25 protein-coding genes are annotated in these 24,067 nt (G+C 59.6%); 16 read left to right on the top strand and 9 right to left on the bottom strand.

Annotated elements, in window-relative coordinates; translation table 11 throughout:
• Positions 1–3 precede the first annotated feature (3 nt).
• Entirely contained in the window at positions 4–1,317 is a 1,314-nt protein-coding gene (locus ACOQOT_RS13080) for a flavin monoamine oxidase family protein (RefSeq protein ID WP_420559695.1), read from the bottom strand.
• A gap of 228 nt (positions 1,318–1,545) precedes the next feature.
• Here ACOQOT_RS13080 and ACOQOT_RS13075 point away from each other — a divergent pair, with 228 nt between their 5' ends.
• Both ACOQOT_RS13075 and ACOQOT_RS13070 read left to right on the top strand, forming a co-directional pair.
• Positions 1,546–2,559 carry a DUF4424 family protein gene (locus ACOQOT_RS13075; protein WP_420559694.1) on the top strand — a complete coding sequence of 338 codons (1,014 nt, stop codon included), beginning with the start codon at positions 1,546–1,548 and terminating at the stop codon, positions 2,557–2,559.
• Positions 2,560–2,568: 9 nt separating this feature from the next.
• Positions 2,569–3,171, top strand: coding sequence for a hypothetical protein (locus ACOQOT_RS13070; protein ID WP_420559693.1), 603 nt, complete (start codon positions 2,569–2,571; stop codon positions 3,169–3,171).
• Positions 3,172–3,178: 7 nt separating this feature from the next.
• On the opposite strand, the gene ACOQOT_RS13065 is transcribed toward ACOQOT_RS13070, so the two are convergent.
• Positions 3,179–3,754, bottom strand: a complete 576-nt coding sequence (locus ACOQOT_RS13065) for a hypothetical protein (RefSeq protein ID WP_420559692.1) — start codon at positions 3,752–3,754, stop codon at positions 3,179–3,181.
• Positions 3,755–4,011: 257 nt separating this feature from the next.
• Here ACOQOT_RS13065 and ACOQOT_RS13060 point away from each other — a divergent pair, with 257 nt between their 5' ends.
• From ACOQOT_RS13060 to ACOQOT_RS13050, 3 genes are read left to right on the top strand one after another with little or no spacing between them, the layout of a single operon-like run.
• Positions 4,012–4,845 carry an SH3 domain-containing protein gene (locus tag ACOQOT_RS13060; RefSeq protein WP_420559691.1) on the top strand — a complete coding sequence of 278 codons (834 nt, stop codon included), beginning with the start codon at positions 4,012–4,014 and terminating at the stop codon, positions 4,843–4,845.
• A 6-nt stretch (positions 4,846–4,851) separates the two neighbouring features.
• A complete protein-coding gene (locus tag ACOQOT_RS13055; protein ID WP_420559690.1) occupies positions 4,852–6,645 on the top strand; it encodes a hypothetical protein in 1,794 nt (597 codons plus the stop codon).
• A 19-nt stretch (positions 6,646–6,664) separates the two neighbouring features.
• The gene (locus ACOQOT_RS13050; RefSeq protein ID WP_420559689.1) at positions 6,665–7,588 is read left to right on the top strand and encodes a hypothetical protein; all 924 of its coding nucleotides are present in this window, start codon (positions 6,665–6,667) and stop codon (positions 7,586–7,588) included.
• A gap of 11 nt (positions 7,589–7,599) precedes the next feature.
• Here the strand turns inward: ACOQOT_RS13050 and ACOQOT_RS13045 are convergent, their stop codons facing one another.
• The gene (locus ACOQOT_RS13045) at positions 7,600–7,956 is read right to left on the bottom strand and encodes a cupredoxin domain-containing protein (protein ID WP_420559688.1); all 357 of its coding nucleotides are present in this window, start codon (positions 7,954–7,956) and stop codon (positions 7,600–7,602) included.
• Positions 7,947–8,474 carry a DUF4142 domain-containing protein gene (locus ACOQOT_RS13040; protein WP_420559687.1) on the bottom strand — a complete coding sequence of 176 codons (528 nt, stop codon included), beginning with the start codon at positions 8,472–8,474 and terminating at the stop codon, positions 7,947–7,949. Before ACOQOT_RS13040 ends, ACOQOT_RS13045 begins: the two co-directional genes overlap by 10 nt.
• A 338-nt stretch (positions 8,475–8,812) precedes the next feature.
• On the opposite strand from ACOQOT_RS13040, the gene ACOQOT_RS13035 reads away from it, so the two are divergent.
• Both ACOQOT_RS13035 and ACOQOT_RS13030 read left to right on the top strand, forming a co-directional pair.
• Entirely contained in the window at positions 8,813–9,307 is a 495-nt protein-coding gene (locus ACOQOT_RS13035) for a hypothetical protein (RefSeq protein WP_420559686.1), read from the top strand.
• A gap of 101 nt (positions 9,308–9,408) precedes the next feature.
• Entirely contained in the window at positions 9,409–11,208 is a 1,800-nt protein-coding gene (locus ACOQOT_RS13030; protein ID WP_420559685.1) for a hybrid sensor histidine kinase/response regulator, read from the top strand.
• 5 nt (positions 11,209–11,213) lie between these two features.
• Here the strand turns inward: ACOQOT_RS13030 and ACOQOT_RS13025 are convergent, their stop codons facing one another.
• The gene (locus ACOQOT_RS13025; RefSeq protein WP_420559684.1) at positions 11,214–11,831 is read right to left on the bottom strand and encodes a LuxR C-terminal-related transcriptional regulator; all 618 of its coding nucleotides are present in this window, start codon (positions 11,829–11,831) and stop codon (positions 11,214–11,216) included.
• Between the two features lie 141 nt (positions 11,832–11,972).
• On the opposite strand from ACOQOT_RS13025, the gene ACOQOT_RS13020 reads away from it, so the two are divergent.
• Both ACOQOT_RS13020 and ACOQOT_RS13015 read left to right on the top strand, forming a co-directional pair.
• Complete coding sequence (locus ACOQOT_RS13020; protein WP_420559683.1) at positions 11,973–12,359, top strand: hypothetical protein; 387 nt, start codon at positions 11,973–11,975, stop codon at positions 12,357–12,359.
• Positions 12,356–13,027, top strand: coding sequence for a hypothetical protein (locus tag ACOQOT_RS13015; RefSeq protein WP_420559682.1), 672 nt, complete (start codon positions 12,356–12,358; stop codon positions 13,025–13,027). The genes ACOQOT_RS13020 and ACOQOT_RS13015 overlap by 4 nt, the downstream gene beginning before the upstream one ends.
• A 124-nt stretch (positions 13,028–13,151) precedes the next feature.
• Here the strand turns inward: ACOQOT_RS13015 and ACOQOT_RS13010 are convergent, their stop codons facing one another.
• The 4 genes from ACOQOT_RS13010 to ACOQOT_RS12995 form a co-directional block, all read right to left on the bottom strand.
• The gene (locus ACOQOT_RS13010; protein ID WP_420559681.1) at positions 13,152–13,622 is read right to left on the bottom strand and encodes a DoxX family protein; all 471 of its coding nucleotides are present in this window, start codon (positions 13,620–13,622) and stop codon (positions 13,152–13,154) included.
• A 5-nt stretch (positions 13,623–13,627) separates the two neighbouring features.
• Positions 13,628–14,458, bottom strand: coding sequence for a DNA-binding domain-containing protein (locus ACOQOT_RS13005; RefSeq protein ID WP_420559680.1), 831 nt, complete (start codon positions 14,456–14,458; stop codon positions 13,628–13,630).
• Complete coding sequence (locus tag ACOQOT_RS13000) at positions 14,442–15,377, bottom strand: DUF692 domain-containing protein (RefSeq protein ID WP_420559679.1); 936 nt, start codon at positions 15,375–15,377, stop codon at positions 14,442–14,444. The genes ACOQOT_RS13005 and ACOQOT_RS13000 overlap by 17 nt, the downstream gene beginning before the upstream one ends.
• Before the next feature lie 69 nt (positions 15,378–15,446).
• Positions 15,447–15,734 (bottom strand): DUF2282 domain-containing protein, encoded by a 288-nt coding sequence (locus tag ACOQOT_RS12995; RefSeq protein WP_420559678.1) that lies wholly within the window; start codon positions 15,732–15,734, stop codon positions 15,447–15,449.
• Between the two features lie 409 nt (positions 15,735–16,143).
• Between ACOQOT_RS12995 and ACOQOT_RS12990 the strand changes: the two genes are divergently transcribed.
• The 7 genes from ACOQOT_RS12990 to ACOQOT_RS12960 all read left to right on the top strand — a co-directional run bounded on the left by ACOQOT_RS12990 (position 16,144) and on the right by ACOQOT_RS12960 (position 24,062).
• On the top strand, positions 16,144–16,425 hold the full coding sequence (locus ACOQOT_RS12990) for a hypothetical protein (RefSeq protein ID WP_420559677.1): 282 nt from the start codon (positions 16,144–16,146) through the stop codon (positions 16,423–16,425).
• A gap of 10 nt (positions 16,426–16,435) precedes the next feature.
• Complete coding sequence (locus tag ACOQOT_RS12985; RefSeq protein ID WP_420559676.1) at positions 16,436–16,807, top strand: hypothetical protein; 372 nt, start codon at positions 16,436–16,438, stop codon at positions 16,805–16,807.
• 30 nt (positions 16,808–16,837) lie between these two features.
• Positions 16,838–17,944, top strand: coding sequence for a sulfotransferase (locus ACOQOT_RS12980; protein WP_420559675.1), 1,107 nt, complete (start codon positions 16,838–16,840; stop codon positions 17,942–17,944).
• 17 nt (positions 17,945–17,961) lie between these two features.
• Positions 17,962–19,239 carry an arylsulfotransferase family protein gene (locus tag ACOQOT_RS12975; RefSeq protein ID WP_420559674.1) on the top strand — a complete coding sequence of 426 codons (1,278 nt, stop codon included), beginning with the start codon at positions 17,962–17,964 and terminating at the stop codon, positions 19,237–19,239.
• A 195-nt stretch (positions 19,240–19,434) separates the two neighbouring features.
• Positions 19,435–20,670, top strand: a complete 1,236-nt coding sequence (locus tag ACOQOT_RS12970; RefSeq protein WP_420559673.1) for a hypothetical protein — start codon at positions 19,435–19,437, stop codon at positions 20,668–20,670.
• Between the two features lie 199 nt (positions 20,671–20,869).
• On the top strand, positions 20,870–22,009 hold the full coding sequence (locus tag ACOQOT_RS12965) for a hypothetical protein (protein WP_420559672.1): 1,140 nt from the start codon (positions 20,870–20,872) through the stop codon (positions 22,007–22,009).
• 43 nt (positions 22,010–22,052) lie between these two features.
• Positions 22,053–24,062 carry a BCCT family transporter gene (locus ACOQOT_RS12960; protein WP_420559671.1) on the top strand — a complete coding sequence of 670 codons (2,010 nt, stop codon included), beginning with the start codon at positions 22,053–22,055 and terminating at the stop codon, positions 24,060–24,062.
• The last annotated feature ends 5 nt before the right edge of the window (positions 24,063–24,067 follow it).

Genomic DNA, 24,067 nt, shown 5'->3' with positions numbered 1-24,067 from the left:
CCCTCAACCGGAAAGAATGGCTTCGGCCACCTGCTTGCCTGAGAGAAAAGCGCCGTGGGCGGTGCCGAAATAATCCGCCATTGCCGCTTCCCCGGCGAACCAGAGCCTGCCGCCCCAGTCCGCACCGGAAAGGGCGCGGCGGGTTTGGCCGTTTGTGCCGACCGCATTGAAGCTGTAGCTGCTGAGGCTGAACGGGTCTTTTCCCCAGCGGGTTATTTGCGCGCTGCTTGGCGCGGGAAAACGCGTGCCGAACATGGCCTTCAAAGCCGCATGGGCGGAGGCTACCGTGTCGCGGTCGCTCAGGTTTTCGATAGCCGCAGCCTCATCCCCTGCGTTAAAGCCCACGAGAACCGGCATGCCGAGGCTTGGTGTAAGCGAGACCCATTCCGCCCAAAGACCTGGCGGCTCGCTCAGCCAGCCGATCCAGTCGGGACCCTCCGGCCAGTGAGGCTTCTCGAACCTGAGAATGCATTTGTTGAGGAGCCCCATGCCGAGCGTCTCTATCGCTTTCAGGCGCGCGGGCGCAAGCGGCTCGGCGAACCGGACATTGCCGCCGGCAAGCACGCCGAGCGGCAGGGTGCAGATGATGCGGCTCGCCTTGAACCTGCTGCCATCGGCAAGCGTTACAAGGCCGGGGGCGATGCCGCTCACCTCGCTATGAAAGCGGATGTCGAGACCTTGCGCGAGGTATGCGGCAAGTCGGTCAAAGCCGCCGGGCAGGAGCGCGTCCGGCCCGGGGAATGTTTCATCTTCATCGCCGTACCAGGCTGAAAGCTGCCGCGCGGGCGCGCCATATTCATGTTCGAGCGTGCTGTTGACGAGGTAATCCAACAGGCGCCGCTCGTCAGCCGAGGCGCCGCGCCAGCCGGGCGAGGCCTCGAGCGCCTGTGCGATGGAGATGTCGCTCTTGCGCGTGCCTGCCGCCTTGAGGGCGCGGTGCAGAATCTTTTCGGCTTTGCCGGTGTCGCCGCGGAAGGGGGCGCCGTCCGGTCCAAGCAGCAGAGAAGAGCTATAGCTCGTTTCGGCCAGCGCTGTGCCTGCTGCGCGTGCAAGGGCGCTGAGCGGGTTGCCGCGTATCCCGTGGATCCAGCTTGCGCCGAGATCCATGGGCATGTCCGGCCAGAGGCGGGAGGTATGAAGACGGCCTCCGATTCTGCCGCGTGCCTCGAGGATAAGAATTTCGTGTCCTGCGTCCTTCAGCGTTCTTGCGGCGGCAAGGCCGGCGAGGCCTGCGCCTATGATGAGGATGGGCGCGGCAGGGCGGGAAGCTGCCCGCGCTCCGCTGCCGGCAGCCGCCAAAAGGCCGGCCGCGCTCATTTGGGCGATTATCCGCCGCCGCTCTTTCCGGAATACCGGTGCCCTGCTCATCTTGGCGGGAGTTTAAGCACTGGGCTGAGCGAAAGGCAGTGTTTCTTATGAAAGTCCTTCCACCCCGTTACGGCATCTGTACTAATTGTTCCCTGCCGCTGCCTCGGCCAGGCTGATGGATAAAAGGCCGTTATGCGGGCAGGCGCCATTGAAGCTTTGCCGGAAGGGGTTCTATCCATGAAAAAAGGTTCGGCCTTTCTGCCGCTTTCTCTCGTGGCTGCCGTTCTCTTTACCGGCGCGGCGGCTTTCCCAGCGCGGGCCAATGACAGCGCGGCTAGCATCGTGGCGGGCGGTATCGTGCTGGAAGAGAACGAAGCCGTACGGCTTTTGCGCGAGGATCTGTTTCTTTCCCCCTCGCGTATCGAGGTTGCCTATGAATTTGAAAACGTGACGGAAGAGGATGCGGCGCTCACTATCGCCTTTCCGTTTCCCGACACATTTGCCGATGACATTGGCGAGCAATGGCCGCCGGCACCGGAAAAAGTACGGTTTATCGATTTTACCACCACCTTTGACGGCAAGCCTGCCGAAGCGCGGGAAGTCGTGGAGATCATTTCCCTTGAGGGAGAGAATATTACGGAGCTTTTCCGCGAAGAAGGCTGGCCGCTCGCGCCTTATGACGAGCTTTGGCAGCCCTCGACCTGGTACGGGGATGAGGCGCGCACGGCGCCCATAAAAGAGCGCATGGCCGAGCTTGGTCTTCTCGGTAATTTCGAAAGCCGCAAATGGAAAACGCGTATCACCTATCTCTGGGAGGCGGTGTTTCCCGCCGGTGAGAAGGTGGAAGTGCGGCACAGCTACAAGCCCGTTGCCGGGGCTTTCATGCTCTCCTTCATGCGCAACTGGCAGGAAGCGGAAAAACTCGATGCGTTCGATAGCTGGTTTCGTGAGCGCTATTGCCTCGGCGACGAAGAATTTACGGCGCTCGCCGCTTTGCCGGAAGAAGAGCGTTATTCTTATTTTGCCCGCGAAGTGGGCTATGTGCTGACGAGCGGGGCGAATTGGAACGGCCCTATCGGGCATTTTCATCTGACCATCGACACGGGTGCGCCCGGCGCCGTTTTTGCTAGCTGCTGGCCGCATCCGCTTGAACAGACGGGTCCTCAGCGTCTCGAATTTTCCGCCAAAAATTTCACGCCGGAAGAGGACATCATCTTCATGACCTATTCCCCGCATCTTGAAATGGAGTGAGACCCTGCCATGACATCGCGCTCATTGCTTTGCTCAGTATCCCTCCTGGTGTTTGCGGCTGTGCCTGCCCATGCGCAAGAGGCGCCTCCGGGCTGGGACGCATACCGCTTCGGTATGACGCTGGAAGAGGCGGCGGCCGTGCCCGGCCTTTCTTTCGAGGAAGGGGATAAGGAAAGCCGTGGGTCGCAAAAGACCTTGCATTCGGCAAGTGATGTGGAGGTGGGCGGGACGCCCTTCCGGGTCTTTGTCGATTTTGCGGTGGGCGAAGATTTCACGGAAGGCTGGCTAAGCGCCATCCGCCTGTCATGGCAGCGCAGGGATATTTCAGAGGCACGCTGCGCGCAAAAGCATGGCGAGATTTTGGAGCGGGCCGGCACGCGCTACGGTTCTCTGAAACGCCATGAGCACCGCGACACCGAACACCGTTTCTCCCGCTATTCGGCCTTCAAACAATGGTGGAGCAAGGAGAACGGTTTCAAGAAATTCGCCATCGATACCGGATGGAGCGAGAAGCCCTCCGGTAACAAGGCGCAAACTTGTGAGATCACTATTTCCTATGAAGGCGGCCAGCCGCCCGCCAAAAAACCGGCAGCGGGCGGGCGCGAGTTCTAACGCCGTCCTAGTTGCCGTGCCAGGGCATCGGCCCCGTATCCGGTGTCAGTTTGGTGAAGCGGTCTTTGCCGTAGGTCGCGCGGTTGTTGCACTGACCGCCCGGCAGAACGGGATCGCTCACACCCGGTAGGAAATAGATCTCCATATCGGCGCCCGCACCGTAGGTGGTGCTGCGCGGCACGGCGAGAATATACCCCGCCTTCATCATGCCGCTTACCTGATCGAAGACACTGCCATAAAGCAGCGCGGCGGACTGCCCCCCCGCCATGCATGAAGCGGGGCCGGACATGTTCGGTCTCACATTGAACGCCATCCAGCCCATGCCGCGGTTCTGATAGCCCGTGGGCCCGCGCGGCGGTGCATGAACGACCTTGCCCACCCAGGCTGAGCCCGATCGCTGGACGCGCAGATTGACGCCGGCGCAAGCGCGGGCAAAACCCTGCCGGTTCCAGTTCTCATTGGCGCATTTGCCGTCCAGATCGCCGAACATCAGATAGGTGCCGGAAAGGTTCGAGGCCTCGGCGGCGCTGAACGCTAAGGGGAGCGCTGCAAGGAGCGCGGCAAGGGCAAGGATCCGTCTCATCAACTGCCTCTTTCATCGTTTCAGAGGCAAACTTGACCTGCTTTCGGGCGTCAGGGAATTAAGACAGATGCACTAACCCGGATATTGCTTAATGCCCGCATGCTCCCTGGCATGTCTATTTGCACCTTTCTTCGTCTACACGGAACTTTGAAACACCTCAAATCGAAACATGTATTTTACCTCGTTGTTAACCGGGGTAGGGAATGGTTGCGCATCTACGCCGCGATTCGGTTCGGGCCGCTTGGAAGGGAATCAATATGGAGAAAAATCGGTCAATGTCGCACTCTAGGGGAATTATTGCCCTCGTTTTGGCGGCCTCGGTAGCAGGCTGTGCGCAGAATAGCCGTGAACTGAACCAGACCTTGGGTGCACTTGGAGGCGCTGCCGTCGGTGTGGCGATCGGCCAAGCATTTGGCAGCGGCAGCGGGCGCGTGGCGGCTTCGATTATCGGCGGTGTCGTCGGTGGGTTGGTCGGGAGCGCTATTGCGCAATCTCTGTCGCAGACAGACAGAACAGCGCTAGCCCAGGCATCGGACGATGCGTTGCGCGACCTGCCCGATGGGGAAAGCCGTGTGTGGCAGGCTCCGGAATCGGGAAAAAACATAAAAATTACAACGTCCAATACGCGTACCGCAGAGCGTGATCTGAAAGTGGAGCGCATTACGCAAGTTGCAGCACCCGGCGCAGGTTTCGAGGTTCTGGGGCTGCCTTATCGCGCGACAGCAAGTCTACGGCTGCGGGCGACTCCGAATCTCGATGACAATAACGTTATCGGCGGTTTTCAAGCTGGCGACCGCATTCAGGTTGCCGGGCGGACGGCAGATGGTAGTTGGCATCTCGTTTCACGGAACGGTGTTGCCATTGGTTATGTCCACGGAGATTTCATCAGCCCGCTGGAAACGGCCGAGACTGTAACAGTCGCCGAGGCTGAGCCGGAAATGACCGGGGGTGTGGATCTTGATGCCGCTCCACGGGCTGAAACCGTCGTTCAGTCGAAAGTAACTTGCCGGGACGTCTCCTATGAATTGGGTGCGGAGAAAGAGGTTGTCGAAAGCTGCAAGGCGCCTGATGGAGCCTGGAAGCTGGGGTGAGGCTGAATGTCCGGATGTAAGAAAACACTTTGGGTTCTTGCCCTGTGCAGCAGTCTTGGTGCATCTCCCCTCCTTGCCGATCAGCGGATTGCGTTCTCCGATTCGCGAGGCGTGGATGTCGTTGCGACCGGGGAGGCGTGGTGCAGTGAAAAGCTGAATCTGGAGATCCGCTTGAGAGACGACAGTTTACTGCGCGGTGACCAGGCTGCTTTGTTGGGCTTAGCCAATCAGTTAAGCGGGCCTATCGGTGCGGAATGTGAAAAAGCTACATCCTATGAAGCTCACATTGTAGAGGAGGGCGGTGCGAAGGCTGCCTATATCGTTTTAGCTGAACGAGAGCAGGGTTGGGTTGCGCGGGCGGTGGACGCATCAGAACCCCCAAATGCAGCTGATCTTCCGCCGCCTCTGGTATCTGACGTAAAAGACGACGAGACTGGGCATGATGCGAATGATGGTCAAAACGACCAGCAAGAGGTGTCCATAGCATCGCTGGAGCCGATACGGCTGGTCGGCAATCCGGCTTTGCACGATTTCGCGGTCGCTCACATCCGAAAAGAAGACCTCGACGAGAGCAAGGTCGTCGATCTCACCTCTTATATCTATGATTGTAAGGCCTACGGAAACGTCAATAACGAATTCGACAGGAAACGGCTGCGGGATCACTGGCTGCCGGAACTTCGCAAGATTCAGGAAGGGAAAAGCGAGCGGTTAGGTGCGCAATACATCTTTCCTCTGATGCTCAAATACGACCAATACGACTTTTCTTCCGAGGTGTTGCCGATTGCTCCATTCGGCGCGCAGAAGCTTGCATTGCGGTACTCACGCTCGTGCTACGGGGCATATATTTTTCCGAGGCATGGCCAGCCCGAGTTGCAAATCAATCTTGGGGAGCACGCAATTCTCTCTGCGTTGCCAATTTCTCCCAAGACTGCAGAGCAGCTCATCAAGAAAACTGGTTACCCCAGAAACGTGCTTGTCGATATCGAGTTTTCGCCGATTGGCAAAGCGAAGAAGGTTGGCAAAGGCCGATTGGATGTACCTGTCCTGGACGTAACGCTTTCACGTCTGACCTTCTGGGACAGAAAAAGGGAAATGCTCATTTATGAGTTGTCAGCGCTCGAGATTGAAGAGCTGCAACGGGTGGCAGCGGCCGAATACCAGTTCCGTAACTTCTCGGCACAGGTTTCCGAGAAAGCTCAGGAGATCAACGCTCGTTTGAGGGAGTTCGTGAGGCAGCCCGATCGCTTTTATCGTCTTGCGCGTGTTTTTGACTCCAGTAACAACCGGCCAGTACATCCGGTGCCGGCGAGTGCCGGCCGGAATACAGACGCTTCGTTCGGGGTATTGCTGCAAGCGGGTGCCCCAGAGAGTGATTATACAGCTGCGCGTTGGCCAAGCCGCGTTGTTTTGGATGCTTCGCCCACGAAAACCACGTTTGAGCGTGATAAATGGTACTTCGTGCAAGGCCGTCCCGAACTTCTGACGAATGGGCCCCGTGGGACTGCTTTGCTACGGGCATCATTTGCCTATCCTTGCGCGAAGGATGCTTGCGCGGAGTTTGATGAATTGGATTGGCTTTATGAAAAGTGGGTGAGCGAGTTCGCGGCGCCGCCACATTTCGAAGATGAGAGAATGAAAGAACGTTTTGTGCGGATACTGGCAAGTAGGGTTGGCGATGACCGGGATACGCAAAAGACACCTGACACAGACGCAGGGTTTCAAGTGCCGGACGTTCAGCGCATATCGAGTGATATTCTTCAATCTGTATATGGCAAAATAGCGGGAAAAACGCCGCGCTGAGCGAGAATGGGCAAAAGCAATGCGGAAACTTTATATTATAGGCGCTGTCTTCGCGGCCGGTGTAATAGGTTGGGGTGGGCTTTCGTATGTTGAAAGCGGTCTCTCCAAAAAAGTTGACCAACAGATACAAAGTAGCTTTCTCAAGGATCACATTGAGTATGAGAAGGTTTCTGTCGGGGCTTTGAGCCGCAGCCTGACCTTGAAACAGGTGCGCGCGACGTCAGAATATGCGCGTTTCTTGAACCTCTCCAAAATAGATGAACTGCGTGTGTCCTTGGTGGAGCTCCATGAGGGTGTGCCGGTCGAAGCCCACATACGAGCAAGCGGTGTCAGTTTTGGTCCGAACGTACTTTCGTTACTCGGGTTTTCTTCTGCAGAAATAAACACTCTGCAGGCCAGTACGGGAGAGGAAACTTTCTCCGGTACGTTCGAGCTCTACCATTCCTTCGATGAAGAGGAAGGGCTGCTGCATTTTGAAACGGAGATCCGTGTCGACGATATTGCCGTTATTGCAGCGGAAAGCGATTTGAAAGGAATCGACTCCGGTCTTCAAGGAGGGCTTGCAGGTGTTCTGACAGGAGCAGGCGATGAGGCATCAGCCGGAGTAACGCTGGGTCAACTATTCGCTTTGGGTTTACTTCTAGAACAACAATTGAACTCGCTTCAACTTTCGCAAGGGGAGGTTTCCCTGGAAGATCTCGGCGCTTTTAGGGTGTTGGGCGAGATTGCTGCCTATGAACGGCAATTGTATGGTGAGGAGAAGGTGCCCTATGGAGCGCCGGCTCTGGAAAACGTTTCCATTCAACAGCTTATCCAAAACTATCGGAGGCCGGGCGGTAAGCTGACGATAGAACTGAACCGAGAAATTTCTTTGCGGGCATCTTACCAAAAACCTGTTTCCCGTTTCATAGAAGACGGAAACATGAGCGTTTCCGGTCTCTAACCGGAACGTTCTCACGCCTCGACGGTAAGCGTTGCCGTCATTTGCGGGTGGAAGGCGCAGAAATAGCTGTAGGTGCCGGGCGTCTCAAAAGTGAGGACGGCGCTTTGGCCGCGGGAGAGCGTGCCCGTGTCCCAGCCGCCTTCCTCATGGGTGGCGGTGTGGGGGGCGATATCGTGGTTGGTCCATTCCACGCTGTCGCCGGCTTTGATGGTCAGCGCGGCAGGCGCGAATTTGAACTTCCTTATATCGACCTTATGGCTGCGCGGCGTCTCGCTGGCGCACGGCGTGCCGGAGAGGAAAAGCGCGGCGAAGCCGGCACCCAGAAGGGCGCCGGCCTGCCTGCGGGAATATGTGCGCTTTACGAGCACTTCAGGCCACTGACCATGTTTTCAGCATGTTTTTCATGCTGTTTGAACGTGGCAAGCGCGTCCGTCAGCAGCTCTTTGAGCGGCTCGACGGTGGTGTTCGGAATGAACTTGCCTTCCACGGTCTGGTTGACGACCTGGTGGTAGCCGAGCTCGTTCGTTGCGTAAGCACAGTCGAAGGCTTTGCCGCGCAGGCCGGTCAGCTCTTCGACTTTCTCGCCAGCGCCTTTCACCAGTGCTTGGCTGAGGGCGTTATCCTGCGGCGTGACATTGAGCTCGGTGATGAGCGCGCCGGCAGCGTCGTTCACAGCTGTGTGGTCGCGGACCATCGTGGCGGCGAAGGCGCGCACGTCTTCGTTCTGCGAGAGGGCCAGCGCCAGATGCGCATAGCGAATGTCGATCTGACCGGCCGTATAGGCGGTGTGTGCGATTTCCAGATCGTTCATCGGCTCTTCGGCAACAGCCGGCATGGAGAAGGCGAAGGCCACGAGGGCGGCCGCACAGGTTTTCTTGTTGATCACGGAGAGTTCCTTTCCCGGTTCGTTTCATGTCTGTCGGATCGGCAGGACCTGAAGGGATTGCTGCATCCGTCGACGGGAAGGAGATTGGGCGGGGTGGGAGAAGTAATCAATTGAGCGGGCGCGCTCCCGGATCATCTGCAAATCAATAAGGAGCATCTGCAAAAAACCGCGAAAAAGTAGGGTTTTTCAGGGGCCTCCTAGGCCGGTTTGAGGGGTGTTTTTGTCCTATGCGCCGCGCTTGGCACCTCCCGCCGGGCGACTAGCACATTTGGCGTAATCGCCTTTGTGCGCCCTCCCGGGCAAGCTTGCGCTGAAAGGCCGGTGCGGCGATGGGTGCGATGATGAGAGTGACGGGTAAGGCGGTTTTGCGGGGTTTCCTCCTGCTGGCAATCGGCGGGCTTTTTGCCTGCGTGCCTGAAGAAGCGCGTGTCGTTGAGAGCGGCGCCTGGATCTATGAGTCGCGCCCCGGCCTTGAAGGTGTCGCCTATACGCAAAACGAATCGGGCCAGCGGTTCGAGGTGGAATGCGGCAATGGCGGCGGGCCGGCTTTCGGGCTTTTCCCCGATCCTGTGCAAAGTGAAGCCCCGCCGGAACCTGCCGGTCCCCTTCTCATGCAGCTTGCGGTGGATGAGGCGCTTTTCGATCAGAGCTTTGAATGTTTCGGCGGCGAACATGGCTGCCTCAGCAGTGCCATGCCGCCTGTATTTTACGTGGAAAAAATGCGGCAGGGGAAGCAGCTTCAGGTGATTTACCGCGGGAACGTGGCGGCGCGCTTCTCGCTCGACGGTGCGGATGAGGCGATCGGCAATCTCAAAGCCTGTCTTTCTCCCTAGCAGCGCCTGCAGGTCAAACGCGCCTTAACGATGCGGGCGAATGTTTCTTGAGCCCCGGCCTTGCCGCAGGCAGACTTGAGGCACGTTTTGGGGATGAGAACGTGAGCGCACAAAGCACGAAAGACCGGCTGCGCGAGGCGCGCCGGCGTATTGCCTCGGTCGAGAAATGGCAGCTCGATTATCTCTTCGATCTCGGCTTCCAGGGCTGGGTCGTGCATATGGGCGTCATCGCGCTGACGAGCTTCTTTCTGGCGTATAGTTTCGATTATGCGCCCTGGGTGCTGTTCTGGGGCGCGGGCATGGCGGTGCTTTCCGCAAGTCTTGCCGCGCTCTGCCGGGTCTATGTCAGCCGCCAGCCGGTGCCTCTGCCCTCGGCGCTGAAAGCGGGCTGGGCCCATAGCGCGTTCACGGCGCTGGTCGGACTTTTCTGGGGCGGCGGGGCCTTCGGCGCCGCGCAAGGCTCTTTTCAGGTGCTGCTCATTTATACGCTGGCGCTGGGCGGCACGGCGCTCGGCGCCGTCTCCTCCCAGCATGCGATGCTGCGCTCCTGTTTCATCAGCCTGTGGACCTCCATCCCGCTTCTGGCGGGCGCGCATTTCATGCATGCCAATTTTCCGCCTTCCGCCGTCAATGCTTCGCTCATCATGCTCTATGCGCTGATCCTGACGATCCTTTCCGTGCGGATGAATGATTTTCTGTTTTCCAATGTGGAACTGACCCGCCGTCTTGATAGGCAATTGGTGGAGATGACGGAAATCACCCGCGAGCTTGACCTTGCGCGCCGGGATGCGGAAGAGGCGAACCTCTCGAAATCCCGCTTCCTGGCGCAGGCAAGCCATGATTTGCGCCAACCCATTCACGCGATCAGTCTTTTCACCGCCTGCCTGCGCGATGCCGGGCTCGGCGCGGAAGAACAGCAAATGGTCGATAATATCGACCGCTCGCTGCACAGTGTTTCAGGGCTTTTCCGTTCGCTTCTCGATATTGCCGCGCTCGATGTCGGCAAGGTGGAGGCGAAACTTGTTCCCGTCGCGATCGGCGAGATTCTGGAAGATGTCGTCCGGCAGAATGCGCAGCTTGCCGGTCACGCCGGCATCCGCCTTACCCGTGTGCCCTGCGATCTTTGGGTTAGCGCGGACCCCGCGCTGCTCGCCACGATGGCGCAGAATATCGTTTCCAACGCGATCAAATATGCACCCGGCAGCAAGGTGCTGATCGGGTGCCGGCGGCGGGGCGGCCGCTTGAGCGTTGAAATCTGCGATCAGGGCCCCGGCATTCCTCAGGCGGATGTCGGCAAGATTTTCGATGAGTTCTACCGCGTCGACGAGCCGGCCCAGCGGGCGCAGGAAGGGCTGGGGCTCGGGCTTTCCATCGTCCGCCGCCTTGCCGCGCTGCAAGGGCTCGAGGTGAAGGTGCGTTCCGTGCGCGGGCAGGGCACACGCGTCATGATCGACGGGCTCGCCCTGGCCGGTGCGCGCGGCGCCGGGCCGCGCCAGGGCCCGGCTTTGCCGGCGCATCCTTTGCGCGGGCTTCATATCCTGCTGATCGATGATGATGAAAGCGTGCTCGCGGCAACCGCCATGCTGCTTGCAAAATGGGGCTGCGTGGTGTCGGAAGCCTCGCGCCTGCCGGAGGAGAAAACCGGCTGTGATCTGATCGTGACGGATTTCGATCTTGGCGGCGGTTATACGGCGGCGCAGTGCCTGAAAGATATCCGCGCTTTGGAAGGGGCGGATATTCCCGCCGTCATCATCACCGGCCACGGCGAGGAAGAAGTGCGCAAGCAGCTTGGCGATGACGCGGTGCCGGTGCTTGCCAAACCCGTGCGCCCGGCGCAGCTGCGCTCCACGATCACGGCGCAAAAGCTGATGATGGAGGCGGGCCGCACGGCCGCCCAATAGCGCGCTTAATAACCTGCTTCGGCGGCGAGAGCGGCTGCCGCCGCGCGGGAGGAGACGTTGAGCGCGCGCAAAAGCGCGGAGACATGCACCCTGACCGTAAAGGGAGAAATGTCGAGCTCGCGGGCGATTTCCTTGTTGGACTTGCCTTGCGCGATGAAGCGCAGCACTTCGAGCTGGCGGGGCGGCAAATGGGCAAACGGGTCCTCGCGCTGCGCCGGGCCGTCGGAAACCCGTTTGACGATGATCTCACCTTCCTGAATGGCTTTGATCGCCTCGCCGATTTCCCCGGGCAGCACCGCCTTGCCGATAAAGCCGTCGGCGCCTGCCGCCATGACCTTCTCGATCGTTGCCGGATCATCGCTCATGGAAACGATGATGATGGAGGATTGCTGATAGGCGCGGCGCAATTTGTTGATCGAGGCGGCCTGCTCGAAACCGGGAAAGGAGAGATCGAGCACGAAGGTATCCGGCGCGCTCTCGCCGCCTTCGGCAAGTTTCTCGACGCCGTCGAACGTATCCGCCTCGACGATCTCGGCCGACGGACAGGCTTTTTGCACGATCCGCCTCAAGCCATCCCGGAACACCGGATGGTCATCTGCAATAATGATGCGGCCGCTGCGCACTTTTCTCTCCAGGTTGCGTTGCCCCAAATCTGCCAGCGAATGCGCCGCGTTCATATTACGGCAATTGTACTAGTTGCCGGGCGTAAAATGCCATCCCAGTCTCGGCCTTGGCTAAAAGGTGCAGGAGTGAAAGGGGCCGCCATGGATGAACGGTATCTCCACGCGCTCGGCTTCGGGCTTATAGGGGCGCTGACCGCCGGGTTGCTTATGCTTGCGGCAAGCGCGGATATGGGCATCGGGACGCCGGATATGTTCGACTTTCCTGCCTTTCTCGCGCTCTCTGCCTTTTTCGGCGGATTTGTCTCCTGGGCCTTGATGCGTCCGCCCGTCTCCTTCGCGCGCGCCGGTATCGCCGGGGCGCTCGCCCCGCTTATCAGCGCGTTTCTCGCGATCAATATACTCTCGCCTCTCAACCTGCCGATGCTCGCCATCGGGCTTTTCATGGTGGCGCTGCCTTTCTCCCTTCCCTGCCTGCTCATCGGGCTGGGCTACCGCTGGGTCCTCTACCGCTATGCGGGACCCTCATGAAGGAGATTGCGAAAGATGCGTTTGCGGCGATTCTGGCGCTGTTCTGCGCGGCGGGCAGCGCGCGGGCTGAGGGGCCCGGTTGGCGGGGGCTTGCGCCCGGTATGGAACTGGAAGAAACGCTCGCCGCCTCTCCCGGCGTGAGCTGGACGGCGGCAAGCGCCGAAGAATGCAGGGCGCAGCTTCCGGAAAAGAGCTGCTGGCTTTTAAGTGATGAGCGGGCGGAGGTCGCAGGCAGGATGTTCGAGCCGATGGCGATTTTCGCGCCGGGCGGGCGGCTTGGCGTTCTCAGTTTGAAGTATGTGGCGGGCGGCACGGCGCCTTCCGCCTGTGCGCAAGGCTTTAGCGCTGTGCTTGCCGCGCTTGAAAAGACCTATGGCCGGATGAGCGATCCTTTCGAAGCCGAGCGGCCGCCCGCGTCCCATTGGCACGAAACACCGCTTGGCGGGCGCTACTATCTCAACGAGACAGCTGCACATTGGCCGGTCGATATCAGGCCGGCCGTCACAAACGATATTGCCGCTTACCGCGCGCCTTATCCTGAACCTGCGCGCGCTCATGTGGCGCTGGAGGGGGACTATTATACAGCGCCTGCGCAAGGCAGCGGACTTTCGCCGCAAAGCTGCATTCTGGAGATAGAGTTCAAAGCCCGCTTTGCGGGTGGAAGCTGAGGGATTTTCCTGTAAGGGCGCGCCTCTTCCGGCCTGGGGCTAATTCTGGCAGGAAGAGGCGCTGCGGCGCTTGTGGGAGTCTCAAGCGCCGTCCAAACGCCGGGCGATCATAGACGCCGGGCGATCACATGCGCCGGGCAATCGCATGATCGAGCGAGAGTGCGCCGGGGCCGCGGGCGATGAGGTAAAGCAGGATCGAGGCCCAGAGGAGGTGCGTGGACCAGGCGCCCGGATAAACGAAAATCTGAATGACCAGCGTCATGGTAAGGAGCGCGGCGGCGGAAAAGCGGCTGGCAAGGCCGATCACCAGCAGAAGCGGAAAGAGATGCTCGGCATAGGTCGCCAGATGCGCGGCAAGCGAGGAAGAGATCACCGGCAGCGCATATTCATGTTCGAAGAGATAGAACGTGCTCGACTTCAGCGTGAGAAGTCCTTCCACCTTGGTGCGGCCGGAGAGAAAGAACACGGAGGCGATCGCGGCGCGCATGGCAAGCGCGTAAACCGAGGCGGGAATACGTTCTGCAAGGGCGATCAGGCTTGAGACGAGGGCGGCGGCGCCGCTTCCCGGGGCTTGGGTGAGGCGTGTGTCGATCATGAGGCTTAATCCTTGGCTGGGTCCTTGGTGCGTCCTTGGGGGGAGGAGAGGGGAATGCCGTGCCCTTCGATCATGGCGAAAAGGCCGAGCTGAAAAGCGCGGGCAAGCGCGCCTGCAAGATCGAAATCTTGGCTGATCTCGGCGGCGCTTCCTGCCGCCTCGCCAAGCGATGCCCCCGCTTTTAGCGCGCTGAGAAAGGCATATTCCCCTTCGGGCAAAACGCTCAGGAGAACGGAGAGCGCCGGGCGCACGCAGAGCCCGCATTGGCCGGCATCGGAAAGTTTGATGGGTTTACTTGGCGCCGCCGCGCCGTCTTGGTTGGCCTGCCAGATATCGAAGACGGGATAGGGTGAGGTTAAGAGGCGCAGTGCCGGGTGCAGCGTGATCCGCGCCGTCTCCAGCGCCTCGGGCGGGATTTGCGCAAAGGCTTCTCCGCTCAGCGGCTCGGCGTCGGCGGCGTGATAAGCGCTGAGAAAGCTAAGTTCGAGCCGCGCCACATCGCCGAGGTAAGCAAGGTTCTGGGCGGGCGGGAAGCTTTCCAGAAACTCGGGGAAGCCTTCCCCATAGCCGATCAGTGTCGGGCGGCCCGGCATCTCGCGGTCGAGAAAGGTGCGCGCGGTGATCTTGAAAAACTCATCGCCCACCAGCCGGCGGATCACGGGAAAGGCCGCGCTTAGGGCTTCTGTCAGCGAGTGATAGACATTGTTGCGGTAAACGGCGAAGCGCTGCTCCAGCGGCGCACCGCCCGGCGCGCTCATGCGCCGGCGCAGCGAGTGATTGGGAGAGGACTGGAGGGCGCGCACGAAATTGCGCTGAAAATCAGCGAGTGACGGCATGGGAATTTCCCATGAGGGGGCCGAATGCCGCCGCGTTCTGCATGATCTCGCGCGCTTTGCCCGCTTCTTCCAGAAGCACGGGGAAAGCGGGCACGTCCGTATCCCATTCGATCAAGGTGGGCCGGGGGCCCCAGCGCTCGCAAAAATCTTTAAAGAGTGCCCAGACTTCTTCGCTGACGCGGCTGCCATGATCGTCGATGCGCAGCTCCCAATCATGGCCCGTATCGATGCTGTGACCGGCCAGATGGATCTCGCCGACTTCGGAGCCCGGAAAATGCGCAAGATAATCTGCCGTGCTTTCGGCCTTGTTGGCGCAGGAGACGGCGACATTATTGAGGTCGAGCAGAATGCCGCAGCCGGTGCGCTCGCTCAGGAATTCCAGAAACTCCGGTTCGCTCATCTCATCGTCGACGGTCTTGAGATATGTCGAGGGATTTTCGATCAGGATGCGCCGGGAGAGATAATCCTGAGTCTGATTGATGTGATCACCGACTTTCCGGAGCGTTTCATGGGTAAGCGGCACGGGAAAAAGATCGTTGAAAAACGTCCCCCCGGCGCTGCACCAGGCAAGATGTTCGGAGATGAGGCCGGGCCGGTATCGCTCCACCAACCCCTTCAGCCGCTTCAGATGCGCTTCATCGAGCGGGCCGTTGCTGCCGAGCGACAGCCCGACGCCGTGAATGGACAGGGGAAAGCGTTCGCGGATGGCGCTGAGATAGGCATGAGGCGCGCCGCCCTCGCCCATGTAATTTTCCGCGTGGATTTCGAACCAGCCTGCGGCGGGAATGTCCGCCGGGCCGGCTTCCAGAATATCGCGGTAATGACCGGGTTTCAGGCCCACGCCGGTGACGGAGGGGATTTTGGCGGGAGCGGGGGTGGACGCCGGAGCTTTCTTCGCACCGATCAAAAGATCGGGCACGGTTGCCGCTGGGGGGGATGTCTGAGGGGGATAAGACATGGGCAACAGGCTCCGGCGTCCGGGCGTCAATTAAGCCGGGCGGTCGACAGGCTCAAGGCTGCCGGGGCCGAACGGGGTTTCGATGTCGGCGCAGGTGCCGGCCGGAACCAGCTTCCAGGCATCGCCCTGATAATCGACTTTCGACGTGCCGGCGCAGCTCGTGCCCGGGCCTGCGGCGCAGTCGTTCTTGCCGGCGAGGGAAATGCCGTAGCACTTTTCCATGCCTGCTGCGTCAGCGGCGAAGGAGGTGTTCGCCGACAGCGTCAGCGCGGCGGCAACGGCACCGGCAAGCGCCAGGGCAGAGGTCTTCGAGTTCATGGATCTCTCCTATCCAGTGTTTTTTGAAGCGTTTTCGGGGGTACTCACTCAACTCACTCAGGGCGCGGCAAAGGGGGGGTACCGCGCTCTCTGCTCCTAAATAATGGGAAGAGGGGCTGGCGATTGGAAATCACGTTGCTTCCAATTCCATCAAGCTCGTGTGAGAGCCTGTGAGGCTGCAACTTGCAACTTTTGCGTGCCGGCGGGATGCGTGTGCGGGCGGCCTGCGGGGGGTGTCAAGCGCCCATCCGGCTAGAACTGGGGCAGGGCGAGGAAAGCGGGGGTGGCTGCGGCATTTTTGTCTGCCTTGGAGCTTCCTTTTTCGCGCCACTTTTATGGCACTTTCTGCGTATATTGCCGTTTACATAGTCGTGAGACGTGCCATTTCTTTCAGGAGCGAATGAAGGCCATGCGGCGTAGAGATTTTTTTGTCCTGGCAGCAGCCAGTTCGGCGTTTTTCATCGTGCCGAGCACGAGCTTCGCCTATGTGGGGCCGGGGACGGGCCTGTCGGCCATCGGGACAATTCTAGCGCTGATTGCGGCGGTGGGTCTCGCGCTTGTCGGCTTCGTCTGGTACCCGCTGAAACGGCTTTTCCGTAAGAAACCCGGCGCGGGCGCCATTTCTTCTTCCGGCGCTCCGGGCGCAGGGGAGGAGAGCGCCCAGAACGCTGCCTCTTCCCGTAAGTCCTGACGGCAGGGCCATGCTGGTTTACGGCCTTCTCGCGCTGTGCCTTCTGCTTTTCATGGGTTCCTTGAAAGTGACCGGCCTCGTTTCCCGCGTCGAAGCGGCGGGGGCGGCAGGGCGCCGCGCGCTTGCCGTCATGCGAAACCCGGTGCTCAGTGACGATGAAAAGGAGGCAGCGGTGCAGAAAGCGGCGCTTGCCATGTTCGGCGCTTTTTTCCTTATCACGCTCTCGGTGGCCGTTGCGCTCGCCGTGCCGCTTGGCGCGGCTTACCTTGCCGATCTCGCCGGGCTTGTCTCGCTAGGCGAGGCGGAAGCGGCGGCAACGGACTGGGTGTTCATCATCGTTTCGAGCCTTGTCATGATCGCCGCCTGGCGGCTGACCCGATGAGAAGGTGGGCACGATGAGAAGGGTGGTGTGATGAGCGGGCCGGAATCCTATTCGCGGGCCGAGCGGCTTTTGCACCGGTTGGCGTTCGCCTCTGTGCCCGCGCAAATCGCGCTCGCCGATATAGAAGAAGGGCTTTTCGGTTCGAGTGCGGGTATCACTATCGAGCGCCCGCTTTTCGTCGCCGGGCTGCCGCGCGCAGGCACAACGCTGCTTCTGCAAATTCTGGCGGAGCTGCCCGACTTTACCTCCCATACCTACCGGCACATGCCGTTTCTTCTCTGCCCCTTTACCTGGAACCGGCTCTCGGGTTCGTTCCGCAAGGAAGCCGCGCTTGCCGAGCGCGCGCATGGGGACGGCGTGGCGGTGGGGTTCGACAGTCCGGAAGCCTTCGAGGAAGTTGTCTGGAAAGCCTATTGGCCGGAGAAATACGGCAAGGCTTCTATCAGGCTTTGGGGGCCTGAGGACCGGAACGAAGAATTCGAAGCGTTTTACTTCCAGCATATCCGCAAAGTGCTGGCGCTTTCGGCGGCGGAAGGGGACGGTGTGCCGCGCTATCTTTGTAAGAACAATGCGAATATCGCGCGGCTGTCTCTGCTGCCCGAACTTTTCCCCGATTGCCGCATCATCGTGCCGGTGCGCAGCCCGCTCGATCATGCCCGCTCGCTCCGCCGCCAGCATGTGCAGTTCAGCGCGCTCCATGCCGAAGACGCATTTGCCCGCCGCTATATGGAATGGCTCGGTCATTACGAGTTCGGCGCGGCGCTGAAGCCTATCGATTTCCGCGGCTGGATGGCGCGGGAGGGTGAGGGGCTCGATCCGGCGGCCTTTAATCCAGAGGGGCTCGATTTCTGGCTTGCCTATTGGGCCGCGGCGCATGACGCGCTTCTCAGTACGCCCTCCTCGCATGTGCTCTTCGTTGATTATGACGGGCTTTGCCGGAACCCTTCACCGGGCCTTGCGCGCCTTGCGCGGGTATGCGGGCTTGAAGAAACGGGCCTGGGTGCTGCCGCTTCCCGCTTCCGCGCGCCGACGCCTTATGAGGCAAAAGAAGATTACGATCCGGCGCGGCTCAGCCGCGCCGAAGAGATTTACCGGGCCTTCGGGCCGCTTTTTGCCGCCTCTCCTTCCATTCCTTAAAGCAGGACCTGCCTTCGATGAAGATGCCTCAAATCAGTGAAGAGACGAAAGACAAGCTCCCCGTCTATCTCTTCGTCTTTGCTTTGGTGTTCTCGGCTTTTTCCTACGGCATCGTGGCGGGTATCTGGAACCTGCCGCCGGCCTATCAGGTCTGGAAGCTTTACGAGAATGTGCGCGATCTCCAGCGCTATTGGAAAAACGATTTCGGGCTCGAGGCGAACCGCCATCTTGTACCGATGCGCGAGGGACATGAGGCCCGTTTCCGCATTTTCGGTGAAGGCGCTTATGAAGGGCGCCTCCTCATGGTCTCTGGCCTTACGCCGGAGCGCGAAGCACTTAATTCCGTGCTGCTGCTCGATGCCAAGGGCGAGGAGGTTCATGCCTGGCCGGTCAATTACAGCGAGATCGATCCGGAAGGGCCGGGGCCTGAAAACGTTTTCCTGCACGGGCTCGATGTCTTCGAGGACGGCTCCATCGTCGTCAATTTCGATTCCGGGCGTGTGCTGGCGCGGCTTAACTCCTGCGGCAAGGTGATGTGGAAGACGGAAGGTAATTTCCACCATGCCGTGACGCGCTCTTTCGACGGTACGCTCTGGACGTTGCGGGACGACAAACTCGTTCAGGTCGACGCGGAAAGCGGGACCATCCTCAAGGAAGCCGGCATGATGGTGGATGTGCTCAAGAAGCATAATCTGCAGGGCGTGCTGGCCATTCAATCCGAAGAAGGGCCGGCGGGGCTGCGCATGTCGCCCGATCCCTTCCATCTCAATCATATCGAAGCACTGGCGCCGGAGATGGCGGGCGCGTTTCCGGTGTTCGAAGCGGGCGATCTTCTCATTTCCATGCGTTCCTTGAACATGGTCGCGGTGCTTGATCCGGACACTTTCAACATCAAATGGTTCAGCATCGGGCCCTGGCACCGCCAGCATGAGCCGCATTTTGCCCCCGACGGCACGATCTCCGTTTACAACAACAATATGGGCTTCGAGCACTCGCAGATCGTGACGATCGATCCGGCGACCATGGAAACGCAGGTTGTTTTTGAGGGGACGGACGATGTGCCCTTCTATAGCTGGCGGCGCGGCAAGCATCAGCTTTTCGGAAATGGCGACCAGCTCATTGTCGAGGCGGAACATGGCCGCGCTTTCATGGTCAGCAAAGAGGGCGCGCCGCTTTGGGAATATAACAACCGCTATGACGAGACACGCAACGGCGTGCTCAACAAGGCGGTGCTCCTGCCGGACGGTTTCTTCGCTGTCGGTGCGTTGAAAACCTGCACGCCGCAGCCGGAGTGATGGGCCTCGCCAACAAGCACCGCGTGATTCTTGCAGATTGCGAGCGAATATTTTGCATTCGGCAATGAAACGGCCGCTTTATAAAGGCGAGATGAATAGGCCTACCAGCCGGCGTTCACAGAAGACCTGATAGTTTCATCCCGAACTGGGGGCAGGACGGCGCAGCAGCGCCACGCTTTAAAAGGAGCACCTGCTATGTGGATGAAATTTTCCTTCCTCCTGATCGCCTTTCTGGCATGGGATTACGTTACCGCAGACGATGGCCAATCGGCTCTTGGCCGCGCGCAAACCGAGCTGATGAAAATCGAGCCGGTGGCCGAGGCGGTGGAATATGTGAAAGACGGATCGCTCGCCCGCGATGTGTCGGATTTCGCGTCGGAGTCCGCTTTGGCAACGGCAACGCTGCTTGCCTCCAAAGCAAAGGGCGAGCCGGTCAAACTTGCCTCGGCTGAGGCGCAGACCGATGAAACCTCTTCACTGGACACTTCCTCCGGCGTTTCTACCGGCCTTACTGTTGTGCCGCCCCCGCCGCCCGGTGATAAACGTCATCAATTGTCCGCCGATGACATTACGGCGATTGCCAAGGCGCTTGCCGAATTGCAGCAGGCAAGCACCGTGATTGCCGAAGAAAAGGAAGAGGCTGCGGGTGAGACGGCAGGACTTTCCGAACCGGCTGAAAAACCCGGCAGCGATGACCCGGCGGCTGAGATGGCCAGCCTTGCGGGGCCGGACGATGTTCCCACTGAAGCAAAACCCGCCGATACGGAGCTTGTGGAAGATGCGATCGATTTGCTGGGCCCCGATCTTCTCAGCGCAATCGTTGCCGCCTCCAAAGCGACGGGCGCCAATTCCGGCTATCTTCTTCATATCGCGATGCGCGAGAGCGGTTTGGTGCTGACGGCTCAGGCGCCGACGTCTTCGGCCAATGGTCCTTTTCAGTTCGTGCGCCAGACCTGGTATCAGATGCTGGGCGCGCATGGCGCCAAGCACGGCTTTGCGGAAGAAGCACAGATGCTTGAAGAAGAGGGCGGACGCTACCGGCCCGTTTCGGATGAGGCGGGAGAAAAACTTCTTGTGCTGCGTTCCGATCCGCATGCGGCGGCTTTGATGGCCGGTGAGCTTACCGTTTCCAACCGCAAGGCGCTGGAGCGGATGCTGGACCGTACGCCCAATCACGGCGAGCTTTATGCTGCTCATGTTTTCGGCGCGGGCGGCGCGGTAAAGCTCATTCGCACGCGCGAAAAATCCGCGGGCACGCTTGCCGCTTCCATTCTGCCGTCGGCGGCGCGGGCCAATCGCTGGCTTTTCTATGACCGGCAAGGCGCGCCGGTGAGCGTTGCAGCGCTTTTCGGAGAGCTGAGCCGTTTCATGTCGACGCGCGAGGTGGCGCAGGTGTGCAAAGCCGATTTGAACTTTGTTGCGGGCATTTAGGCCTGGCTAAAAAAGTTTGCGGTGACTCGCTTATTCTCACCCGGCGCTTTGCGTTTGCATGACGCGGCGTCATGCACGCGGGCGGCGGCGTTGTGCCCGGCTCTTTTTTGTTCTACGCTTCACCTCACAGCAAAAATAAGTGTGAGGCATCATGCGGCGTGCATTCGCTCCCCGCAGCCGGAAGCATTTTTGTCTGCGTATGCTCCTTCCGGCGGGGCTTTTACTGGCGGCTTTGCCTGCTCACAGTGAGCCGCTGAAACTCGGGCCGGTGGAAATCGGCGGCGCGGTCCGCGTCAATCTTTTCGATAAAAGCTGGGTCGATGAAACGAAGCCTCGGGATTATTGGGACTTCGATACGGCGATCCTGGATGTGGATTATTCCGACGGCAATTGGGAAGCTTCTGCGCAGTACCGTCTCTATTATTATGCCGATCCCGATTACAGCTCGCATTTCCTGCATCACGGCTGGGCGGGATACCGGTTTTCCGAAACCGATTATGTGCGCGCCGGTGTGCAGAAGGTGCCTTTCGGTCCGCTGCCCTTCGCCTCGCACAGCTATTTCTTTTCCATCTTTTATTATCTCGGCCTTGAGGACGATTACGATCTCGGCCTTGCCTATCACACGCAGCAGGGCGCCTGGAGTTTCGATGCGGCGTACTTTCTTGCCGATGAAGGCAATTATCACGGCAAGTCGAATGACAGCGCGCGTTATTCCTATGACATCGTCTCGGATATGGGCCGCTCCAATAAAGAAGAGAACCAGCTGACGGGCCGCGCTGCCTATAAGTTCGATCATGCAGGCAACGGAACGAGCGAGGCGGGACTCTCGCTTCTTTATGGAGAAATTCCAAACGGCGCGACGGGGGAGACCGGTTCGCGCGTTGCGGCGGGCCTGCACTGGGTTGGTGATTTCGGTCCCTGGAACATCATCACCGAGGCGGTCTATTACGATATCGATTTGAAGAACCCGGTGGGCCAGGACGACCGGTTCGTCGTTATGGGTGCTTATGACTTTCCCTATCAGGTGGCCTCTGAAGCTTATGTTTACTCCGCCGGACTTTCTCATAGCTGGGAGATGAGCGTATTCGGGCTGCAAAGCCTCACGCTTTATGACGATTACGCCTATATGGAGAAAGCCGCCTCCGGCTTTGCCGATACGCAGCAAAATGTGCTCGGCGTGTCGCTCGATTTCGAAGGCCCCGCTTTCGTCTATGTCGATCTCTTGAGCGGGCGCAATCACGCCTATGCCAGCCCCGATTACGGCACCGCCTTTGGGCCGGGCGCCACGGATGGCGGCTGGCAGCACCGTTTCAATATCAATGTCGGGTTCTATTTCTGACGCTAGAAATGCCGACGCATTAAAAACAAGAAAGGGCCGTCTCATGGATATGCGCACAGAGGGCACCGAATTCGGCGAAGAAGGAAAGAAACCCAAAGCGATCATCAATCCGCCGGTCTTTTTCGGTTCGGCGATCCTGATCTTAGGCTTTGTTATTTGGGGGGTAAGCGCACCGGAACTTGCCAGTAGCGTTTTCGGCGTTGTGCAGAACTGGATCGTTTCGACATTCGGCTGGTTCTATATTTTCTGCGTGGCGGTTTTTCTCGCTTTCGTTTCCTTTCTCGCCTTCACCACTCATGGTCAAGTGAGGCTCGGGCCGGACGGCTCGGTGCCGGAGTTTTCCTATTGGTCCTGGATCGCCATGCTGTTCAGCGCGGGCATGGGCATCGGGCTCATGTTCTTTTCGGTGGCGGAGCCAGTGCAGCATTTCATGGCGCCGCCTGTGGGTGAGCCGGGCTCGGTGGATGCGGCGCGCGAGGCGCTTTCCATCACCTTCTTTCATTGGGGTATTCATGCTTGGGCGATCTATGCGGTGATCGGCCTGTCGCTTGCCTATTTCGGCTTCCGGCACAATCTGCCGCTGACCATCCGCTCCGCGCTCTATCCGCTTATCGGCGAGCGCATCCATGGGCCCATCGGCCATGCGGTGGATATTTTCGCGGTGCTCGGCACGATGTTCGGCGTGGCGACCTCGCTCGGCTTCGGTGTTTCGCAGGTCAATTCCGGCCTTGCTTATCTCTTCGGCGTGCCGGAGACGGTGAGCGTGCAGCTCGTGCTGATCGCGATTATCACGCTGATTGCGACGGGCTCTGTTGTGATGGGCCTCGATGGCGGCATCCGGCGTATCTCCGAGCTCAACCTGGGTCTTGCCGTGGTGCTTGTGCTTTTTACGCTGATCACCGGGCCGACGCTTTTCCTTTTCGAAGCCTATTTTCAGAATGTCGGCACTTATCTTTCCGAGGTGGTGCAAAAGACGTTCAATCTTTACGCCTATGAAAAGAAAGGCTGGATCGGCGGCTGGACGCTGTTCTATTGGGCCTGGTGGATTGCCTGGTCGCCTTTCGTGGGCATGTTCATCGCGCGCATTTCGCGCGGGCGCACGATCCGCGAATTCGTCACCGGCGTGCTTTTCATTCCCGTTGGCTTCACGTTTTTATGGATGACGGTGTTCGGGAACACCGCGATTGCGCTCGATCTCGGCGTTGCCGGCGGGGCGATTGCCGCCGCCGTGTCGGAAAACACAGCAACCGCGCTTTTCAAATTTTTCGAATATCTTCCCCTTGCCGGGATCACTTCCATCGTTGCAACCATTTTGGTCGTGACGTTTTTCGTCACCTCATCGGACTCAGGTTCTTTGGTGATCGATATGCTCACCTCCGGCGGCGAGGACGATGCGCCGGTCTGGCAGCGGGTCTTCTGGGCTTTTACCGAAGGCTTCGTTGCGGCAGGGCTGCTGCTTGCCGGCGGGCTTGGGGCATTGCAAACCGCTTCGATCGCGGCGGCGCTGCCTTTCTCCGTCATCATGCTTTTCATTTGTTACGGGCTTTACAAGGCGCTCGATCTCGAAGCGGTACGGCGCAACAGTCTCGATATTGCGTCTGCCTCAAGTGCGGGGGTGCAGGGGGTGAATATCCCTTGGGAGCAGCGCTTGCGCGCGCTTCTGCATCACCCGCAATTGCCCGAGGCGCAGCGTTTCCTGCGCGAGACGGTGCGCCCGGCCCTGGAGCGGGCAGCGGAAGAGTTCTCGAAACTCGGCTATGAAGCGAATGTCGATGCGGAAGAAGGGCGGACCTGTTACATCGAAGTCAGCCATGGCGGCGAGCAGGATTTTTATTATTCCGTCCGACTGCACGATTATGAAGCGCCGTCCTTCGTGGTCGAGCAGCGCCATGTGCGCAGCCAGCAGGGGCGGCATTATTACCGGGCCGAGGTGTTTCTGCCCGAAGGCAGCCAGCATTACGATGTGATGGGCTATACGCAGGATCAGATCATTGCCGATGCGCTGGCGCAATATGAGCGCCACGCGCAGTTTCTGCATATGGTGCGCGCTTAGCGCCC

The sequence above is a fragment of the Tepidicaulis sp. genome (assembly GCF_965222285.1).
In the GTDB taxonomy this organism is placed as follows: Bacteria; Pseudomonadota; Alphaproteobacteria; order Parvibaculales; family Parvibaculaceae; genus Tepidicaulis.
Note: the sequence above shows the minus strand (reverse complement) of the source record. Positions and strands in the feature narration are given on the sequence as shown.